Source organism: Aequorivita aquimaris (assembly GCF_001573155.1).
Taxonomy (GTDB): domain Bacteria; phylum Bacteroidota; class Bacteroidia; order Flavobacteriales; family Flavobacteriaceae; genus Aequorivita; species Aequorivita aquimaris.
Genome location: NZ_JRWG01000005.1, coordinates 12,585 through 32,484, shown reverse-complemented (window position 1 = coordinate 32,484; position 19,900 = coordinate 12,585). Strand labels below are relative to the sequence as shown.

Genomic DNA, 19,900 nt, shown 5'->3' with positions numbered 1-19,900 from the left:
TGGCTCCGTAAGTTTAACAGCCTGGTTTGACACTGTTTTGGAGAAAAATTTCAAGAAAAAAAAGTCAAAATCTGCAACATCGTTTATCTTTTGTCGTCCTTTAAGGGAACAGCAACCAAAAAAAACCATCAAGTTTGTCCGATTCACTACTTATCGAGCAATGCAAACAATGCAATAGAAAGGCGCAAATGGCGCTTTATGACAAATATTGCGAAGGCATGTTTGTAATAGCCCATAGGTATTTAAAGGACACCGCGGCCGCGGAAGACGCGATGCAGGAAGCTTTTATTAAAGCTTTCAAAAAGTTAAGCCAGTTTAAAGGAGACGTCACTTTTGGGGCTTGGCTAAAACGGATTGTGATAAATACCTGTTTGGACACCTTAAAGTCCAGAAAGTTGGAATTGCAATCTTTAAACGAAGAAGTCTTTACAATGGTGGAAGACGAATCGGATTGGTCTATTTCTGATGAAATATCTATTTCCGAAGTGCTTTCAGCCATTGAGGAGCTACCGGAAAATTATAGGGCAACCGTAAAGTTGTTTTTGATTGAGGGATATGACCATCAGGAAATTTCAGAGATACTGCAGATTTCTGAAAACGCCTCGAGAACCTATCTGCACCGGGGAAAAACAAAATTGAAAGAAACACTTAAACACTCGCGCTATGGCACAGGATATTAAAAAAATGTTTGAAAATTATGATGACCCCAAAACTCCTAAACTTAGGGAAGGGCATCAGTCTCGCTTTGAAGCCAAGCTGGACAAGGCTTTTTCAGAGAATATTTCTGAAGAGAAAAACACTTCCATCCCCTGGCTTAAGATAGCTGCAATGGTAGTGGTGCTTTTGGCAATAAGCTTTTTTGGATATCAGCAATTGTCAAAAAACAATGCCATCATCGATTCAAATAACACTGTTGTGGATAACACTTCTGAAACTGGAGATAACACTGATGCCCCCAAACTCACACTTGCGGATATTTCGCCAGACCTAAAAAAAGTGGAGGAATATTATATGGCGGGGATAAATGTACAATTGGCTTCACTTAAGATAACCGATGAAAATAAAGACTTGGTAGACGGCTATATGCAGCGGCTTGCCGAACTGGATAGGGAATACACCGCGCTGAATGCCGAACTGGGCAGGGTAGGCCCCACCGAAGCCACCGTAACCGCATTGATTGACAATTTGAAACTTCGTTTGGATTTGCTGTTCAAACTTAAAAACAAATTAAAAGAACTTAAAAATCAAAACAATGAAGAATTTAAAACTATACAAACTTAGTACCCTTATTGTACTAACACTGGTTACCACCTTTGGCTATTCACAAAAAAAATATGTGGAGAGTTTCAATGTGTCCGACAATGTAGAGGTCTCCGTAAATACATCTTTTACAAATGTGGTATTTGAAACCTGGAACAAAAACAAGGTAGAAGTTGAGGCTTTTATTGAAGGAGATAACCTTTCTGACAGTCAGAAGGAACAACTGATGAAAAATTGGGATTTGGAAGTAACTGGAAACAGTAAGAAAATAAATGTAACCTCCAATTCCGGAAGCCAACCCTTTGCAATAAACGATATGCCTAATCTTGACTTTATTGGTCCGTTAATGGAAAATATGGTTATGCCTATGATGCAAAATATAAATGTGCCGCCACTACCTGAAGATTTATTGGAAAATATAGGCGACATTCAGTTTGACTATGAAGAGTTTCAAAAAGACGAAGAGGGTTATATGAAAAAGTTTGAAGCTCAAATGGACAAAAAGTTTGGAAAGGATTTTGAAAAACGAATGGAGGAATGGGGCAAACGTTTTGAGGAAGCCTGGGATGAAAAACGAGCAGACAGCATAGGCGAAGCCTATGGAAAAAGAATGGAAGCCTGGGGCGAAGATTTTGGAAAACGAATGGAAGTCTGGGGTGAAGAATACGGTAAAAGAATGGAAGCTTGGGCAAACGAAATTGAAAAGAAATATGAAAATGAAGGAGGCAATTACACCAAAACAGTTACCAAAAGCCCCAATGGCACCGCTATCGTTATTCAGGGAAATCGCAGCAGTACTGGGAATAATACCAATGTTAAGAAAACCATTATAATCCGTCTTCCCAAGAATAGCAAAACGGAGGTTAATGTACGCCACGGCGACCTGAAAATGGCAGACGCCAATAATATAAAAGCCAACTTAAATTACACGCCATTTACGGCAAATAGCATTGATGGGGGGCAAACCCTCATCAATGCATCTTATGCCCCGGTTATAGTGAATGTATGGAAACAAGGCGGCTTGAATGTAAAATATGTAGATAATTGTAAAATTGATAATGTTCAGAACATAAACCTTCAAGCGAATTCCAGCGACGTACGTATTGGTAACGTATCCAATCAGGCATTCCTGTCGGGATCTTTTGGGAACTTAAAAATTGATAAAGTCTCTGACGGCTTTGAAACGCTTGATATACGTTTAGAGAATACCGATGCAAAAGTGAAAGTGCCTACAGGTTCATTTTCGTTTTACTTTACGGGTAAAAAATCTACCTTGAAGTATCCTAAATCACTTCAGCTTAAAGAATCCAAAAGTGCTGATAGGGTAGTAGTGAAAGGGTTTAATCAAAATAATGGTTCTAACAAAACCATCACTATAAATTCTACGTACAGTAATGTTTCACTTCAATAGTCGTGTATGATTTGAAATTACTTTCCAAATGAAAAGGGCTTGCAGCTACAGTAAAAAAAGGAATCTGCTTATTGCTTTACAATTTTTAAGTCATCAATAATTATATTTTGGCATACCTTTATCGAAAAACGCCATTCATTTTTCGAATCATATTGACAACAAAAGTTTTGTTAAATACTGGTATAGCAATTATTTTAAATAGTTTTTAAAAATCAAATTTCCACTATTTAAATTACTTTTTTCTCACAAAGATTGCAACCACTGCAGCTGTAATTACCCCAAAACCAAAAGCCCCAATAGCAGATTGCCACATATAGCTGTTTATGTTGAAATATTCATTGGCTTTTTCACGCGTCATCAAGTCATTGGTCACGGAATATTCTATCACATTATTGAAGTACTGGGGTGTAATATAATTGTGGGTAATGTATTGTGCCAATGGCGAAAGCAATGCAACAAAAACGCTGAGAATAATTCCAGAAATAAAGCCTTGTAGCCAAGTCATTTTTCCGCCGTAAACCCTTCTTCTTTTTTCGCGCATTTCCAACAAGTACATTAGAATGGCAAAGGGTGCAAAAAGCATGGTGAGCCACTGATGGTCCGCAATCTGCTCTTCGTGCCAACCAAGCGTTTTTTCAAGTAACATCCACGAAAGCATGGTGATGGTGAAAATGACTGCCCATTTAAACTCGATGAAAATCTTTTTCATAGTAGTCTTATTTTTGAGTTTAAAGATACTCCATTTTCCCAATAAAAAATCCCGAGAAACTTAGCTCGGGATTTGAAAATAATTGTTTGGAATTAAAAATTACGCTCTTTTCATCAAGATTTCCATGGTTTTTACTTCCTTGCCATCAGCCCCGATTTCGTACATTTCCATTCGGCGGGTGTTCTCATCCACTATAGTATATACCTCGCGTACCTGCTTGTCTTTGCCGGTCATGGGATCAACCATAGTGCCGTTTAGTGTAGTGGCTTTTGTTGCTTCGTCGTACGTTCCGCGTAGTACGCCCAATCCGGTACCCATATTGTCTATCCAGGTAGATATATATTCGTCGCTGGCATTGTCATAGGCAAGTGTAGATTGGCCCTCAAAGTCCATTCCCATCATTTTACCTGAATAGTTACCCACTTGATAGCGACCGCCCATGATCATTTTTATATCGGCAGTTGAGGTGGCTTTTTCTTCCTCTGGCCCCATCCAGAAAGTCATTTCGTTGTTCCATTTGCCTACTTCTTCGGTCATCATTTTATGTGGCTCGCCAGGGGTCATATAGGCCTCCCAAGCTTTTTGCATCGCGATAGAATCCATAGGTTCTTCTATCATTTCGGGTTCTTCAGTAGCAGTTGTGTCTGCCACTACGGTAGTGTCTTCCGTTACCATTTTTTCTTTTGTGTTATCGTTACAGGAAATAAATACTAGCGATAAACATACTAATGTAAATAGTGCTTTTTTCATAATGTTGATTTTGAAATCTAAAATTATGAAAAACTTCCTGATTTTCTTAATTTTATCTTTATAAATAACTGATATTTAAACAAAAAGAGATTTGGGTACCTGCAAAGGTTTAAGACATTCATCCTAAAAAAATCCCGAAACATTTGCTTCGGGATTTTTAATTTTTACTACCTATTAAAGCCAACAAGGTCTTTGCGTATTATCCAAGGTAGATTTATTAAGATTGAACGCTCCGGTTATAGTTTTCTTTACAGTAGGATCGGCAGTACTTACCATTTCAGCGCTAAAAGTGCCCACGAGTATTCCATACCCACTGTCGTACTCCGTAATTTCAATGGTTCCATTGGAGGAACTAATAAACGAATAGGTATATGTCGTTTCATCCAAAATATATATTGAGTTAGATTCAAAACATTGTATTGCAACATGGTTTGGATCACCAGAAGTAAGAATATAATTTCCTGTAGAATTTACACCTATTAGATAGATAAATAAACTTCTGTTAGCATCAGTGTTAACTGATAAATTCCAATTGTTATCATTGGAGGGACATCGCTGAAAATTTAATGTATACAAACCAAATCCTCCGCCTTGGGCATAATGCGGTTCAATAGTCTCATCATCAAACTGTGCCTCAAAAACATTCTCTTCTTTTACACAGCCCTGCTCCTCCTTGTTATCATCGTCTTTATTGCAACCCGTTGTCATCAAAGCGAATATTACAAACACTTTTAATATTATCATTTTCTTCATTTTTTTATATTTTTAAAATTATCTTTTTATACTTATGTGTTTTGTAACCTCGATTCCATTATTCCCTGTAATCTTTAAGATATAAATACCTTCAGTTATATTACCAACGTCCAAAATTATAGAATTGTTGCTCACGGTTTGGCTTGCTGTTTTTTCCTGTCCAAACATATCATATAGTACAGCACCATTTACGGGAGATTCACTTTGAGTATTGGTAATGGTAATCATATCCTTTGCAGGAACGGGATAGATCACAAAATTCTCAAAAGGTTGTGGCCGTCCCCCGTCCTCCACAATAATGAACCGTACCGGGGTATATTGTGGGTTGCCGCACTCATTAGTTACTGTGAACCGGAAATCAATGACCGAATCAAAATTTTTGTTCATATAATGGAAGACCAAAGTGCTACCGCTTGAAAACCAATCCTATAAAGATCCTCCATTGCCAAAAAATAATGTCCGGCACTACTGTTTGGCACACTAGGCACTAAAGGTGCGAAACCGGAAGGGGTGCCATAACCTAAAAGATTTGAATGGGGTAGCGTCCTGTCATAAAGTATGCGTGTAGGAACATCGTTTTGATTTAAATGTTGGATTTTGGTTTGGATCTCGGCACGTACGTTATCCATAAAAGTTTGTGCCGTGGCAGCGCAGGTAATCATAAAAAATAGTAAAAACACTATTCTTCGGTGGGGGGGGGTACTTTGTTTCATAACATTAAAAGTTTAAATTATACTTCTAATTGGGGAGTTATGGTTTTGCTAAAATGAAACAAAATAATGGAAATAGCAAATTAAATGATCTTTATCTTTTTAATCAATAAAAAATCCCGAAGTATTTGCTTCGGGATTTATTTCAATATTTTAAAAATGTTTAAAATCTAAACTTTCATCTTACTCATCAACCAAAACCCAATCACCCTTATCAAGCAAGGGAATGGCCTGCTTGAATTTCAAGGTTTTGTTTTCACCGCTCATCACGTGCTTAATAGTAACTTTATCGTTGCGGTTTATTTTAGGGCGCTCACGAGTAATGGTTTCTGTTACTTGTTGGCGCTGGGGTTGTGTGTTTCCAGCGGCGCGTGACTGTGCAGCTCGCTCGTCCATATTTGGAATTTCGTCTTTTTGCTCACTAAGGTTTTCTTTTCTTTTTACCTCGCGTGCTTCCTGTATTTGTTGCTGGTTTTCCTGTGGAAGCTCTCCTTTAAAAAGGAACGAAATAACATCTTTGTTTACCTTTTCAATCATCGCTTTAAAGAGTTCAAAAGCCTCAAATTTATAGATAAGCAAAGGATCTTTCTGCTCATGGACCGCCAGCTGTACGGATTGTTTCAACTCGTCCATTTTACGAAGATGCGTTTTCCACGAATCGTCAATAATTGCAAGGGTGATATTTTTCTCAAAATCATTCACCAATTGCTTTCCTTCGGTTTCGTATGCTCTTTCAAGATCGGTAGCCACGTTCAGCGTTTTTACACCATCTGTAAATGGAACCAAGATTCGTTTGTATTTATCCTTTTGGGTTTCATAAACATTTTTGATAACCGGGAAAGCCATTTCGGCGTTACGGGCCATTTTATCCTGATAGTGAACATAGGCCGCTTTGTATATTTTTCCGGCAATTTCGCGGGCATCCATTTTCTCAAATTCCTTTTCGGAAATAGGGGAGCTCATGGAGAAGAAACGAATTAATTCAAATTCAAAATTCTTATAATCCTGCGCCATTTTGTTGCTCTCGGCAATTACTTCGGCAGTGTCGTAAATCATATTTGCAATATCCACACGAAGTCTATCGCCAAACAATGCGTGGTATCTACGTTTGTAAACCACCTCCCGTTGGGCGTTCATTACATCATCATATTCCAGCAAACGTTTACGGATTCCAAAGTTGTTTTCTTCCACCTTTTTCTGCGCGCGTTCAATGGATTTTGAAATCATACTGTGCTGAATAACCTCGCCTTCCTTCAAGCCCATACGGTCCATCATCTTAGCAATTCGCTCACTTCCGAAAAGACGCATCAGGTTGTCTTCCAAGGAAACATAAAACTGCGAGCTTCCTGGATCTCCTTGACGACCACTACGTCCGCGCAACTGTCTGTCCACACGACGGCTATCGTGCCTTTCGGTACCTACAATCGCAAGTCCGCCAGCTTCTTTTACTTCTTTACTCAGTTTAATATCCGTACCACGACCGGCCATGTTGGTAGCAATGGTAACTATACCACTCTTTCCTGCTTCGGCAACTATGTCGGCCTCTCGCTTATGGAGTTTTGCATTCAAAACGTTGTGCGGAATATTGCGAATACTCAACATACGGCTCAACAATTCTGAAATTTCCACCGAAGTAGTACCGATCAAAACAGGTCTTCCAGCTTTTGAAAGCGCCGTAACCTCTTCCGCAACGGCATTGTATTTTTCACGTTTGGTTTTGTAAATTTTATCCTCACGGTCATGGCGGGCAATGGGGCGGTTGGTAGGAATTTCTACCACATCAAGTTTGTAGATTTCCCAAAGTTCGCCAGCCTCTGTAACCGCTGTACCCGTCATCCCTGAGAGTTTGCGGTACATTCTGAAGTAATTCTGAAGCGTAATGGTCGCGAAGGTTTGGGTCATGGCCTCAATCTTCACATCCTCCTTAGCCTCAATAGCTTGGTGAAGTCCGTCGCTGTAACGGCGACCGTCCATAATACGGCCCGTTTGCTCATCCACGATCAAAACCTTGTTGTCCATCACCACATATTGGTCGTCCTTTTCAAAAAGCGTATAGGCTTTCAAGAGTTGGTTCATCGTGTGAATACGTTCACTTTTTACCGAAAAATCACGGAAAAGCTCTTCTTTTTCGGCAACTTCTTCTTCTTTTGAAAGTCCTTTGCTTTCAATCTTGGCTATTTCGGTTCCAATTTCTGGCATTACGAAGAAATCGGGATCGCCTTCGCCCGAAAGATAATCCACACCTTTATCGGTAAGTTCTATCTGATTGTTCTTTTCATCTATAACAAAGTAGAGCTCGGCATCAACCTTTGGCATTTCGCGGTTGTTGTCGCTCATGTAGTGGTTTTCGGTTTTTTGGAGAATTTGTTTTACTCCTTCTTCCGAAAGAAATTTTATAAGTGCCTTATTCTTTGGCAACCCGCGATAAACGCGTAGCAATTGGAAGCCACCTTCTTTTTCATCACCTTCCTTTATAAGCCTTTTGGCTTCGGCCAAAACGCCGGTCAAGTATTTTTTCTGAACGTCAACAATATTGCTGATTTTTGGCTTTAGCTCGTTGAATTCGTGACGGTCGCCTTCGGGCACGGGCCCAGAAATGATAAGCGGGGTACGGGCATCGTCAATCAATACCGAATCCACCTCATCTACAATGGCATAGTGGTGCGGACGCTGTACAAGATCGTCTGGCGAATGCGCCATATTATCACGCAGATAATCAAAACCAAATTCGTTATTGGTTCCATAAGTTATATCAGAGAGATAGGCTTTTCTTCGTGCTGCGGAATTGGGGCGGTGGTTGTCAATACAATCTACTGTCATTCCGTGGAATTCAAACAAGGGAGCCATCCACGCGCTGTCACGCTTTGCAAGATAATCATTCACGGTTACAAGGTGAACGCCGTTTCCGGCAAGGGCGTTTAAGTACATGGGTAGTGTAGCAACCAAGGTTTTACCTTCACCCGTTTGCATTTCGGCTACTTTCCCTTGGTGAAGTGCCACACCACCAATTAACTGAACATCGTAGTGCACCATATCCCAAGTAATGGGTTTTCCGGCGGCATCCCAAGAGTTTTTCCAAATGGCTTTGTCATCTTCAAGGGTTACATAGTCTTTGTCTGCAGAAATTTCCCGGTCAAAAGGACTCGCCGTAACGGTAATGGTTTCGTTGTCTTTAAAGCGTTTTGCGGTTTCTTTCATCACGGCAAAAGCTTCGGGAAGTATTTTAGTAAGGGTCGCTTTTTCAATTTCGTAGCGATCATCCTTTAGTTTGTCTATCTGGTTGTAGTATTCTTCTTTTTTGTTGATGTCCTGCTCTTCCTCAGATTGTTTTTCAAGGCTGTCAATTTGGTCCTGAACATCTTTTTGTGCTGCTTTTATTTCTTTTCTGAAAAAATCTGACTTTGCCCGCAGTTCATCGTGGGAGAGTTTTTCTATGGCTGCTTCGTGTTTTTTTATTTCATTTACAAGTGGCTGTATTTGGCTGATGTCTTTTTTTGATTTATCGCCTACAAAAACTTTTAATACGTTATCTAATATTCCCATGATGTAAATTTATTTTGAAGTGTTGCCGGGCAGCACTATTTTGTCAATTTATAATTTTTGTCCGTTCGAGCAGCATTGGAAACGTAAGCTTCCTTTCAGCAATAGGAACTCGAAGAACTATTTATGTTTTCTTACCACGAACCTGCCTGCCGGCAGGCAGGTACACGAATAATTATTTATACAATTCGTGTATTGGTGGTTTTCTTTTTCAATACTTTTTAAATAAAAAAAAGCCCCTTAAAAGAGACTTTTTATATTATTTTTTAATTGTTTCCCAAAATCTTGGGATTAATATTCATCTTCGTTCCAAAGATAATCATCGTCGGTCGGGTAGTCTGCCCAAATCTCTTCAATAGAGTCGTAGGAGTCTCCCTCGTCTTCAATAGCCTGAAGGTTTTCCACTACTTCCAGTGGAGCACCGGTCCTGATCGCGTAATCAATCAATTCGTCTTTGGTTGCGGGCCAGGGCGCATCGCTTAAATAGGATGCCAATTCTAATGTCCAGTACATAGCACTTTAGGTTTTAATTTTCTGCAAAAGTAATTTTTTAGATTAAAAAGTCAAGAAAAATCCAAATTATTTCTGCACTATTTTAAAGAACGTTTTTAACTAATTGATTGTGAGTTATTTGAAAATTAGTTTGTAGCTAAGTTATTTAGCGAAAATATTAAAAATCAATATGTTTTGTCATTTTTCACAAAGGACAACTCACAACTTCTTAGGTATCCATTGTGTCTCTTCAGCGTTGGTGTCTTTAGACAACTTCCGTGCCAGCACAAATAGGTAGTCAGATAGTCGGTTTAAATACTTAAGGACCATTTCGTCAATGGGTTCATTTTCATTTAGTAGTGTGGCGCGGCGTTCGGCTCGGCGGCAGACCGTCCGGGCAATGTGACAATATGACACCGTAGTATTTCCGCCGGGCAAAATGAAATGTGTCATGGGTGGCAGGGCATCGTTCATTCGGTCCATTTCATTTTCCAAGAGGGTTATATTCTCCTCGGTTATTTTTGGAATATTCAGCCGTTCCTTTCCACTTTTCAGCGTGGCCTTTGCGGGGTCTGTCGCTAAAATGGCTCCTAGTGTAAATAATCTATCTTGTATGTGTGTCAAAATTTCTTTGCTGCGCGGGTCAATTTCCTGGGTGCGCACCAAGCCCAAATAGGAGTTTAGTTCATCAACGGTGCCATAACTTTCAATCCGGATGTTGTGCTTGGGAACACGTGTACCGCCGAAAAGGGCAGTGGTGCCTGTATCGCCGGTTTTAGTATATATTTTCATTTAGGTTTGAGGTTTTAGGGGGTGAGGTATGAGGTTTTTGCAAATTTACGAATAACTGTTTTAAAATGCTCGTAAAGCCGCAAAGTCCCAAAGAAAAAAATATAAGAATTGACAAACGAAAAATTCAAAATCTGGGCACACAATAAATCACGAGCATGCTAATTACTGCGTACTGATTTACTGATTATTGTCCTTCTCCCGTTCCTTTTTCCGCTCGTAATAGCTACTGCGGAAATTTCTATTACGACGCGCCTTTTGGCTTGAAGCATTGCGTTTGTTCCAAAAATAGAGAATTGCTAGCAGCAGGATTCCGCCAATTATTAAAACAATGGGGTTCGAAAGTTCCATATTCAAGAAATTTACGATTGCAGATTTACGATTTACGATTGAAATATAATGATACGAATTAACGAATTCACTTTTAAAACATTTTTACTGAAAACTGCGACTGTCAACTGCGACTGTCAACCGCGACTTTTTTAGTATCACTTTCCACAATTCCATCCCGCAATCGAATAATTCTGTGGGCATTTTCAGCAATATCCTCTTCGTGGGTAACGAGAATCACTGTATTGCCAGCCTTGTGTATTTCATTAAAAAGATTCATTATTTCTTTCGAGGTCTTTGAATCCAAATTCCCCGTAGGCTCATCTGCCAAAATGATGGAAGGCTTATTTACCAAAGCTCTTCCTACTGCTACCCGTTGGCGCTGCCCACCGGAAAGTTGGTTGGGTTTATGGTCCATTCGGTCAGCTAGTCCCACATTTGTTAAAACTTCTTTGGCGCGTTCGGTGCGTTCGCTTTTTGAGGCACCTGCATAAACCATCGGTAGCGCCACATTTTCAAGCGCAGTAGTACGTGGCAACAGGTTAAAGGTTTGAAATACAAACCCTATTTCCTTATTTCTTATTTCCGCCAATTCGTCATCGCTCATATTGCTCACGTCCTTTCCGTTTAGCTCATAACTACCGGAAGTGGGCGTATCCAAACATCCCAAAAGATTCATCAATGTAGATTTTCCCGAGCCGGAAGGCCCCATCAGCGCTACGTATTCGCCGCGCTCAATGTCCAGATCTATTCCCTTTAAAACTTTAACCACTTCATTCCCAAGTGGAAAGTCTCTCGTGATATTTCGGATTTTAATTACTAAACTCATAAGCCCCCTAAATCCTCCAAAGGAGGACTTTTTTTAAATTAATCATCGCTTGTAAGACGCAAAGATAAACGTAGTGTTACAAAATATTCAATAAACAATAGAATCTACAGTAACCACAGTAACCATAGTATCCATTCATCAAATCCTTATCACAAAATGCTGTTTCGGTTGCTCTTTTCTGAAAAAAACCAATCCCCATTGAAAAGTATCGATGCTTACCGTTACTTTTTCGTTTGCAATTATTTTTTGCCAAGCAACGGTCATATCCTTGCTCCAATAAATATCGTCAAAAATAATTAGGGAATCGTTGTGTACCTTATTTAAAAGTGAATTGAAATAACCCAATGTTCGCTCGCCATTATGATCGCCGTCAATAAAAATCAAATTAAATTGTGTTGAAGTATTTTCTAAAAATTCACTAAAAAGCTCTTGGTGTATCTGAATATTGTGCAGGTTGAATTTCTCAAAATATTCCTGCGCTTTTTGCAAGGTATTTGGGCAACCTTCCACTGTCTGGATTGCGGAAAACTCATTGGAAAGCGATAGGGCCACCGTTCCCAAACCCAGAGAGGTGCCCAATTCCAAAACAGTTTCACTTTTAAAATATTTCGACAAACGGAAGAGCAGTTTTTGCCGTTTCTTTTTCATCCCGGCATTTTTTACCACTGCGGAAACCTTGCGGGCATTGCCTTTAAACACCCTTGAGCCTTGGCCAAAATCTTTCATTTCTACCATTGAAGAATCACTTCGCAAGGCTTTTCGGTGCGATTTCAGAATTTCGTATTCGGGGTATATTTTTTTGTCATTAAAACACTTCGTCACCAAATCATATACAAATGGCGAATGCACGCCGTGCCGGTTTTTGGAAAGGCGGATGAATTTTATGTAGCTTTTTGATTGGTGGATCACAGGGGGAATTTAATGGTTAGGCGTTAAGCGTTAAGTGGTAAGCGTTAAGTGTTAAGTGTTAAGTGTAGAAGCATAATTCAAATATAATTCTTTTCTTCTCTTTGCGCTTTTGCGGTGAAATAGCACCGCAGAGGCTCAGAGAACGCAGAGCTTTCAATAAATAATAACAATAAACAATAAATTATCCCTCCATTTTCGCCGAAAGCTCAAACCAACGTTCTTCCTTTGCTTCAATGGTATCTATAATCTCCTGTAGTTTTATGGATTGCTTATCAATCTCTTCGCCGTCCCAGTTTTCCGTGGCAAATTTATTTTGAAGTTCTTCGCGCTCCTTTTCCAGATTGGCTATTTCCTTTTCCAGTTTTTGATATTCCTTCTGCTCGTTATAGCTCAGTTTTGCAGGAGTACTATCCTGCTTCCAGTCTTTTTTAACCTTTGGTGCTGCTTCGCTGGCCTCGCGTTTTTCCTGTATATTACTGTCTTCGTAAACTCTAAAATCTGTATAATTTCCGGGGAAATCCTCAACCTCGGCATTTCCTCTGAAAACAAAAAGATGGTCCACAATTTTATCCATAAAATACCGGTCGTGGCTAACTACCAAAAGGCAGCCTGGAAAATCCAAAAGAAAACTTTCCAAAACATTTAAGGTTATAATATCCAGATCGTTGGTAGGCTCATCGAGTATCAAAAAGTTGGGATTTTTGATTAAAACCGTGCATAAATAAAGGCGTTTACGTTCACCCCCGCTCAGTTTTTCCACAAAATCATATTGTTTTTTTGGGTCGAAAAGAAAACGTTCCAAAAGCTGTGAGGCAGAAATCTGCCTTCCCTTTTTCAACGGAATATAATCGCCGTATTCGCGGATCACATCAATTACTTTTTGGCCTTCCTTTATGTTGATCCCGGCTTGGGTATAGTAACCAAATTGCACAGTTTCGCCCACAACTACTTTCCCCGAATCGGGTTTTAATGCTCCTGTGAGAATATTTAAAAAAGTAGATTTCCCGGTTCCGTTTTTCCCGATAATCCCTACACGTTCACCACGGTTGAAATTGTATTCAAACTTCTCCAGCATTTTTTTATCGCCAAACGATTTTGAAACGTTGTGAAGCTCCACCACCTTGGTGCCCATGCGCTCCATATTCAGTTCCAGTTGCACTTGGTGGTCGTTGCGACGTTTGCTGGCGCGTGCTTTTATTTCGTGGAAATCGTCAATCCGGCTTTTGCTTTTTGTGGTCCGTGCCTTAGGTTGGCGGCGCATCCACTCCAATTCTTTTTTGAAAAGTTGCTTCGCCTTTCCCGTTTCGGTGGCTTCGTTTTCTATTCTAGCCTCACGCTTTTCGAGGTAATAGCTGTAATTGCCCTTATAGCTGTAAAGCGTACCTTCGTCCAATTCCACAATTTCATTACAAACCCGCTCCAAAAAATAACGGTCGTGCGTAACCATAAACAGCGTGAAATTTTCCTTGGCAAATAGATTTTCCAGCCATTCTATCATTTCCAAGTCTAAGTGGTTGGTGGGCTCGTCCATGATCAGCAAATCTGGGGTTGTGAGCAACGCATTGGCCAAGGCGAGACGTTTTTTCTGCCCGCCACTGAGGTTGCCCACTTTGGCGTGCAAGTCTTCAAGTTTCAGTTTAAAAAGAATCTGTTTATAGCGAGTCTCAAAATCCCAAGCGTGATGCGCATCCATAGCGTCAAAGGCTTTTTGGTATGCTTCGGAATCGTCAGGGTTTTCGATTGCGTGCTCGTAATTCTCGATTATTTTTAGAATGGGATTGTCTGAAGAAAAAATGGTTTGTTCTACCGTTAATTTCGGATCCAAATCCGGTTCTTGAGGTAGATACGCAATTTTTAAGCCTTTTCGGAATACGACATTTCCGGTATCGGCCTTGTCGTTTCCGGCAATGATATTCAACAGCGAAGTTTTTCCGGTGCCGTTTTTGGCTACGAAACCTATTTTTTGCCCTTCGTTTATTCCAAAGGAAATATTTTCAAACAAAACCCGCATCCCGAAGGACTTTGAGATATTTTCTACTGAAAGGTAGTTCACGGTTTATATTTTCGGCAAAAGTACTGCAAATGTTTAATGATTGACAGGGAATGAAGAATTTGTTGGATAACAATTTTTAAAAACGATTCTCCTTTAAATCCTTCGCCAAACTGGCGGTTTTCAACCTTTTATTCCGAAGAATATATGCTAAATCTGAAGTGTTATCAACCATTAATTGCTTGTGATAGTAATTTATGTACTCCAAAACGGCGAAAAGGTTTGCCGCAAAAGACCACAATACAATATCCATATCAGACTCATTCCAGTTCACAATTAATAACTGGACAACTAAAATAACAGGCATGCCCATTATCAAAAGGAAATTAATGCGTTTTGCCTTTTTAAAGAATTTTAAATTTTTCACTTGTGAAAACGGCTTCCCTTCCATCTGCCATAACTTGAGCTGCCAATACTTTTGGCCTTGATAAAGAATAAAAATACACACCAGTATGCCATACAGAAACCAGATACTTTTTAAAAAGGGATGTAGTGTTAAAAAATAGATGGCTAACAATGGAAATGTGAAAAAAGCGTGGAACTTCTCCAAAGGGTAGTACCAACGCAATCTTTTAATCAACTTTTCTTTGCCCATACTCACTAATTATTGGCTTTCCACAAAGGTTTTAAAATCCTTTAAATATTTCATCGATTGCTTTTTAAAAGCGCCGGGCATCAACAGACCAATCAATTTCATAAAGCCCTTAAACTGAAATTCCTGTTCGGTGCTATACTTGGTTTTATTGTCTGGCAATGGTTCAAAACTGTTTTTTACAATATTGAAAACCCCTTTGGCCTCATAGGTTGTTGTAAATTCTTCGGGTAGATTTTTGGCGGTTATGGTTTCTATCATTTCAATTTCCCGCTTTCCCATCTTGAATTCCATTCGCGATTTTGCGCCTACTTCCCCGGGCGTTCCGCTTATATGTTCAATACTTTCAAGGCCTTCCATCCACTTTTTCATATTGTCAACATTGTCAAAAAGAGCAATAACCTCATCCACGGGTTTGTCTATGGTAATTGATACGGAATATTTCATCGGTATGATTATTATAGTAAACTCTTCAAAAATAAGTTTTTTATTTCTAAGAAATAGAACTCCGCGTTTAATAGCTTACAGGGGTTATAGTTTGATTTAATGCTGTTGGACATTTAATTTCAACAACAATTTTCTGAAAATGTTCCTTTCTGAAAAAATGTTTCATTATTAAATGCGTTACTTTATATTTGTCCGTTAACAACCCTATCTTTTATGAAGCTTACGTATGTATTGCTATTTTTAATTTTCGCTCTGTGCGCTACTTCCTGTGTAACAACAAAACAGCTTACCTATTTGCAGGAAAACACCAGTAGTACCGATACTTTGGCACTTTTGCGAAAAAGACAGGAACCCTATAGACTTCAAATAAATGATCTCTTGAGTATCCGGGTAAAGGCTTTGGACCAGGAAACAGTTGGTATCTTTAATCCGATAAGCGATGCCAATCCCAACGCTACAGGTGAGGAAAGACTGTATTACGACGGTTTTGTGGTGGACGACCACGGTAATATCCGCATTCCGAGTTTAGGCGAGATGAACGTTTTGGGATATACTGTTGATGAGGTCCGCGAACGCTTGGAGGAAATTCTGTTAAGGGATTATTTTAAGGCCGAGGCAAATGTTTTTGTTACTGTAAAATTGGCGGGTATTCGTTACACTATCAATGGTGAAATAGGCAGCCCTGGGTCAAAAATTATCTATCGCGACCAAGTAAGCATTATGGAAGCCATCGCCAACAGTGGCGATATCACCCTTACGGGCGATAGGACCGATGTAGTAATTATCCGCCAATATCCGGCAGGGCAGAAGGTACACCACATAGACCTTACAAAACTTGATGCAATGAATTCGCCGTATTATTACGTAAAACCGAACGACCTAATTTTGATTAACCCACTGCCGCAAAAATCGTTGGGTACGGGTACCACTGGACTGCAATCATTCACAACTATCATTTCCATTACAACGGCTTTGGTTACGACCATTTTGTTGTTTACCCGATTATAAAAAATATGAGCGAGGAATTCGAAATAAACGAAACCCATACCACCTTTGATTTTAAAGGTTTTCTATTTAGGCTTGTGCACCATTGGCCACTGTTTTTGGTTTCTCTGATTATTGCTTTTTCCATAGCTTATTATATCAACGTCCGTAAACTACCTATTTACCAAATGGAAAATATGGTTTCCATTAAGGACGACCAAAACCCCTTTTTTACTTCCAATACCAGTCTAACCTTTAATTGGGGAGGTACTACGGATAAGGTGAATACAGCCGTTATCACCCTGCAATCCCGATCCCATAACGAAAAGGTGGTGGAGCGTTTGCAATATTATATGGATTATCTGCGCGATGGAAAATATCAGCAGGTAAATGCCTATAAGCAGACTCCCTTCTTTGTGGAAGTAGATACTACCAAATCACAAATGCTGAATAAACAAATCAAGATTGTTTTTAAGGATTCGGTAAATTTTAACCTAAGTGTAGCCTTTGAGGAAGCAGGAAACATCAATCTTCAAAATTACAGCACTAAAGAAAGAAGCTCGAGGTTTGTGGATGCTGGCGAGTTTTCACAGAATTTCAAAATTGGCGAACCCATACGCCTTCCTTTTTTTAACGGGGTTTTAATGCCCAACCCCGAGGTGATTTCGAAACCGGGAACCCCATATTACATTGTATTCCGAAATTACGATGGTATTGTAAAGAGGTATCTCGGGGTACGCGTAGATCCAGAAAGTAAAGGTTCCTCCGTGCTTAGAATGAGGCTTACGGGCAATAACAAGGCACAGTTGGTCGATTACTTAAATACTTCGGTTGAAGTGTTAAGCGAAGACATGCTGGAGCGCAAAAACTTGTTCGCCACAAAAACCATTAAATTTATTGATAGCAGCCTTGCCATAAAATCAGCCGAACTTTCTACTGTGGAAGATGAGCTTAACCAATTCAAAAACAAAAATGCCATCTTTAATCTGGAGAGCGAAGGCTCTGAGATAAATGCTAAATTGAATGAATTGGATTTGCGAAAAGAATCCGTAAACCGTGAACTTAATTATTATAACACACTTCAGGATTATCTTATAAACCGTTCCGATTATAGAGATGTACCCGCGCCCTCAGTAGCAGGTATTTCAGAAGCTAGTGTAGTATCAGGGGTAGGAAAGATCGTTGCCCTTGCGGAAGAGCGTAACAAGCTTCAGTATTCCTTTAAGGAAGGCGCCCCAATTTTTAATGATATTGACCGTCAGATTGATGCAGTCAAAACTGTATTGCTGGAAAATATTCGTTCCTCAAAAAGCTTAAAAAACCAGGAACTTACTTCCATCAACCGCGATATTGGGAGATATGAAGGAGAGATACGAAAACTTCCAAAGGAGCAACAGGATCTATTGAACATTGAGCGCCGCTATAATCTGAGCCAAGGCACCTACAACCTGTTTTTGGCCAAACGCAGTGAAGCAGGCCTAGTAAAGGCTGCCAATGTAAGTGATGTGATGGTGATAGATTCCGCAAAGGATACAGGTGGCGGACAAATTGGCCCTAATACCCAGTTAAACTATATGATGGCCGGCCTACTTGGATTATTCTTTCCCTTGGTCTTTGTATTCTTACGCGTATTCTTTGATACCAAAATAAGCAACGTAAAGGATCTGGAACGGATTACTTCCATTCCGCTTTTGGGCATTATAGGGAAAAGTCCAATTGACAGCAACTTGGTAGTTCTTACCAAGCCAAAATCGGCTATGGCCGAAGCGTTTAGGGCACTGCGGTCAAGCTTGCAGTTCATATATAAAAAGCAGGGCATAAAAGGAGCCAAAACAGTTTTGGTAACTAGTTCCGTCAGTGGGGAGGGAAAAACGTTTTGCTCGATAAACCTTGCTTCGGTATTTGCACTAAGTGAAAAAAATACGGTTTTGGTGGGGCTTGACCTTAGAAAGCCTAAGATTTTTGGAGATTTCAATATCAACAATGATGTGGGAGTAGTGAATTTTCTCATAGATGAAGCAGATATTGACACCGTAATTCAAAAAACCGAAATAGCGCATTTGGATGTAATCCCTTCTGGACCAATACCCCCAAACCCCTCCGAATTATTGATCAGTGAAAAATTGGATAATTTGATTGATGCTCTCAAGGAGCGCTATGATTATATTATTCTGGACTCCCCGCCATTGGGTCTTGTTTCCGATTCGTTGGAACTTATGAAACACGTTGACGCCACGCTTTATATGGCCCGTTTCAATTATACACATAAAAATATGTTCACTTTTGTTAACGAAAAATACAAGACCGGCGAAGTTAAACATATTAGCATTGTCTTGAATGGCTATGTTGAAAAAGCAGGAAAAGGCTACGGTTATGGTTACGGCTATGGGTACGGCTATGGTTACGGCTACGGTACCTATGGCAATTACGGCAACGGATATCACGAACACATAAAACCACCTACAGTTTGGGATAGAGCAAAAAGGATTTTTAGACGAAAATAACATTTCCCCCAACCCCCCTCTTCCCAATAGGGGGGCTTTTTTTTGACGATAATACCTAAATTAAGTCCAAATCTACCCCCTCCCTTCGAAGGGAGGCGGGGAGGGATGTTTTTACTATATTTATTACATGGCTAACAAAATACTTCCATATAATAAACATCTGAAAGCGATGGCTAGGGAACTTCGTAAAAATATGACTCCTGCTGAAAAATTGTTATGGGAGGGTATTAGAAAAAAATCCTTAGGTCTAGAATTCCATAGACAGGTTCCAATTTTAAATTTTATTGTAGATTTTTATTGCCATGAAATTGGTCTGGTTATAGAAGTCGATGGGAATATCCACGAACATAATTTTCTTGAGGATGCAGAACGACAAGGTAAAATGGAGGCGCAGGGACTTCACTTTTTAAGATTTACGAATAATGAGATTCTAAACAATACTGAAAGTGTAATTAAGATCATAAAGAGTTATATAAGAGAAAACAGTTAAAAACATCCCCCTAAATCCCCCTTCAAAGGGGGACTTTTGATATTTATAACAAAACGTAGGTCATTCCGAAACTAGCCCCTCCCTTCGAAGGGAGGCGGGGGAGGGATGTTTTTTCGAGTAGAACCTTCTTTTTAATTAAAATTCTGATTGACATCCCCCTAAATCCCCCTTCGAAGGGGGACTTTTGATGCTTAAATAAAACATAAGTTATTTCCAAATCTAGCCCCTCCCTTCGAAGGGAGGCGGGGGAGGGATGTTTTTTTGAGTAGAACCTTCTTTTTAATTAAAATTCTGATTGACATCCCCCTAAATCCCCCTTCAAAGGGGGACTTTTGATGCGTATAACAAAAC

20 protein-coding genes are annotated in these 19,900 nt (G+C 39.7%); 6 read left to right on the top strand and 14 right to left on the bottom strand.

The window, feature by feature from the left end; all coding sequences use genetic code 11:
• Nucleotides 1–134 precede the first annotated feature (134 nt).
• Genes LS48_RS09000 through LS48_RS08990 form a run of 3 tightly spaced genes read left to right on the top strand, consistent with a single transcriptional unit; the run spans nucleotide 135 to nucleotide 2,671 of the window.
• A complete protein-coding gene (locus tag LS48_RS09000) occupies nucleotides 135–680 on the top strand; it encodes an RNA polymerase sigma factor (RefSeq protein ID WP_076692450.1) in 546 nt (181 codons plus the stop codon).
• On the top strand, nucleotides 664–1,281 hold the full coding sequence (locus LS48_RS08995) for a hypothetical protein (protein ID WP_062622191.1): 618 nt from the start codon (nucleotides 664–666) through the stop codon (nucleotides 1,279–1,281). The genes LS48_RS09000 and LS48_RS08995 overlap by 17 nt, the downstream gene beginning before the upstream one ends.
• On the top strand, nucleotides 1,253–2,671 hold the full coding sequence (locus tag LS48_RS08990; protein ID WP_062622189.1) for a YggN family protein: 1,419 nt from the start codon (nucleotides 1,253–1,255) through the stop codon (nucleotides 2,669–2,671). The genes LS48_RS08995 and LS48_RS08990 overlap by 29 nt, the downstream gene beginning before the upstream one ends.
• A 232-nt stretch (nucleotides 2,672–2,903) precedes the next feature.
• Here LS48_RS08990 and LS48_RS08985 read toward each other — a convergent pair whose 3' ends face one another.
• The 14 genes from LS48_RS08985 to LS48_RS08925 all read right to left on the bottom strand — a co-directional run bounded on the left by LS48_RS08985 (nucleotide 2,904) and on the right by LS48_RS08925 (nucleotide 15,571).
• Complete coding sequence (locus LS48_RS08985; RefSeq protein WP_062622186.1) at nucleotides 2,904–3,380, bottom strand: DUF4199 domain-containing protein; 477 nt, start codon at nucleotides 3,378–3,380, stop codon at nucleotides 2,904–2,906.
• A 99-nt stretch (nucleotides 3,381–3,479) separates the two neighbouring features.
• Complete coding sequence (locus LS48_RS08980; RefSeq protein ID WP_062622184.1) at nucleotides 3,480–4,130, bottom strand: DUF1579 domain-containing protein; 651 nt, start codon at nucleotides 4,128–4,130, stop codon at nucleotides 3,480–3,482.
• Between the two features lie 174 nt (nucleotides 4,131–4,304).
• Nucleotides 4,305–4,859 (bottom strand): hypothetical protein, encoded by a 555-nt coding sequence (locus LS48_RS08975; RefSeq protein WP_131807714.1) that lies wholly within the window; start codon nucleotides 4,857–4,859, stop codon nucleotides 4,305–4,307.
• A gap of 42 nt (nucleotides 4,860–4,901) precedes the next feature.
• The gene (locus LS48_RS08970; RefSeq protein WP_062622179.1) at nucleotides 4,902–5,270 is read right to left on the bottom strand and encodes a T9SS type A sorting domain-containing protein; all 369 of its coding nucleotides are present in this window, start codon (nucleotides 5,268–5,270) and stop codon (nucleotides 4,902–4,904) included.
• Entirely contained in the window at nucleotides 5,267–5,596 is a 330-nt protein-coding gene (locus LS48_RS08965; RefSeq protein ID WP_062622177.1) for a hypothetical protein, read from the bottom strand. The genes LS48_RS08970 and LS48_RS08965 overlap by 4 nt, the downstream gene beginning before the upstream one ends.
• A 180-nt stretch (nucleotides 5,597–5,776) precedes the next feature.
• The gene (secA, locus tag LS48_RS08960) at nucleotides 5,777–9,136 is read right to left on the bottom strand and encodes a preprotein translocase subunit SecA (protein WP_062622175.1); all 3,360 of its coding nucleotides are present in this window, start codon (nucleotides 9,134–9,136) and stop codon (nucleotides 5,777–5,779) included.
• A 288-nt stretch (nucleotides 9,137–9,424) separates the two neighbouring features.
• Nucleotides 9,425–9,646: a DUF2795 domain-containing protein gene (locus tag LS48_RS08955; protein WP_014782927.1), complete on the bottom strand. Its 222-nt coding sequence runs from the start codon at nucleotides 9,644–9,646 to the stop codon at nucleotides 9,425–9,427.
• 198 nt (nucleotides 9,647–9,844) lie between these two features.
• Nucleotides 9,845–10,417, bottom strand: a complete 573-nt coding sequence (locus tag LS48_RS08950; RefSeq protein ID WP_062622173.1) for a cob(I)yrinic acid a,c-diamide adenosyltransferase — start codon at nucleotides 10,415–10,417, stop codon at nucleotides 9,845–9,847.
• Nucleotides 10,418–10,594: 177 nt separating this feature from the next.
• Nucleotides 10,595–10,765 carry a hypothetical protein gene (locus LS48_RS15325; protein ID WP_157881728.1) on the bottom strand — a complete coding sequence of 57 codons (171 nt, stop codon included), beginning with the start codon at nucleotides 10,763–10,765 and terminating at the stop codon, nucleotides 10,595–10,597.
• A gap of 103 nt (nucleotides 10,766–10,868) precedes the next feature.
• A complete protein-coding gene (locus LS48_RS08945) occupies nucleotides 10,869–11,573 on the bottom strand; it encodes an ABC transporter ATP-binding protein (protein WP_062622172.1) in 705 nt (234 codons plus the stop codon).
• A gap of 138 nt (nucleotides 11,574–11,711) precedes the next feature.
• Complete coding sequence (locus tag LS48_RS08940) at nucleotides 11,712–12,482, bottom strand: O-methyltransferase (RefSeq protein ID WP_062622171.1); 771 nt, start codon at nucleotides 12,480–12,482, stop codon at nucleotides 11,712–11,714.
• Nucleotides 12,483–12,663: 181 nt separating this feature from the next.
• Entirely contained in the window at nucleotides 12,664–14,535 is a 1,872-nt protein-coding gene (locus LS48_RS08935) for an ABC-F family ATP-binding cassette domain-containing protein (protein WP_062622170.1), read from the bottom strand.
• Nucleotides 14,536–14,611: 76 nt separating this feature from the next.
• Nucleotides 14,612–15,127, bottom strand: coding sequence for a hypothetical protein (locus LS48_RS08930; RefSeq protein ID WP_062622169.1), 516 nt, complete (start codon nucleotides 15,125–15,127; stop codon nucleotides 14,612–14,614).
• A gap of 9 nt (nucleotides 15,128–15,136) precedes the next feature.
• Nucleotides 15,137–15,571, bottom strand: a complete 435-nt coding sequence (locus tag LS48_RS08925) for an SRPBCC family protein (RefSeq protein WP_062622167.1) — start codon at nucleotides 15,569–15,571, stop codon at nucleotides 15,137–15,139.
• A gap of 213 nt (nucleotides 15,572–15,784) precedes the next feature.
• On the opposite strand from LS48_RS08925, the gene LS48_RS08920 reads away from it, so the two are divergent.
• The 3 genes from LS48_RS08920 to LS48_RS08910 all read left to right on the top strand — a co-directional run bounded on the left by LS48_RS08920 (nucleotide 15,785) and on the right by LS48_RS08910 (nucleotide 19,549).
• Nucleotides 15,785–16,579, top strand: a complete 795-nt coding sequence (locus LS48_RS08920) for a polysaccharide biosynthesis/export family protein (protein ID WP_062622165.1) — start codon at nucleotides 15,785–15,787, stop codon at nucleotides 16,577–16,579.
• Between the two features lie 5 nt (nucleotides 16,580–16,584).
• Nucleotides 16,585–19,059 (top strand): GumC family protein, encoded by a 2,475-nt coding sequence (locus tag LS48_RS08915; protein ID WP_062622163.1) that lies wholly within the window; start codon nucleotides 16,585–16,587, stop codon nucleotides 19,057–19,059.
• A 127-nt stretch (nucleotides 19,060–19,186) separates the two neighbouring features.
• Nucleotides 19,187–19,549, top strand: a complete 363-nt coding sequence (locus LS48_RS08910; protein WP_062622162.1) for an endonuclease domain-containing protein — start codon at nucleotides 19,187–19,189, stop codon at nucleotides 19,547–19,549.
• Nucleotides 19,550–19,900 lie beyond the last annotated feature (351 nt).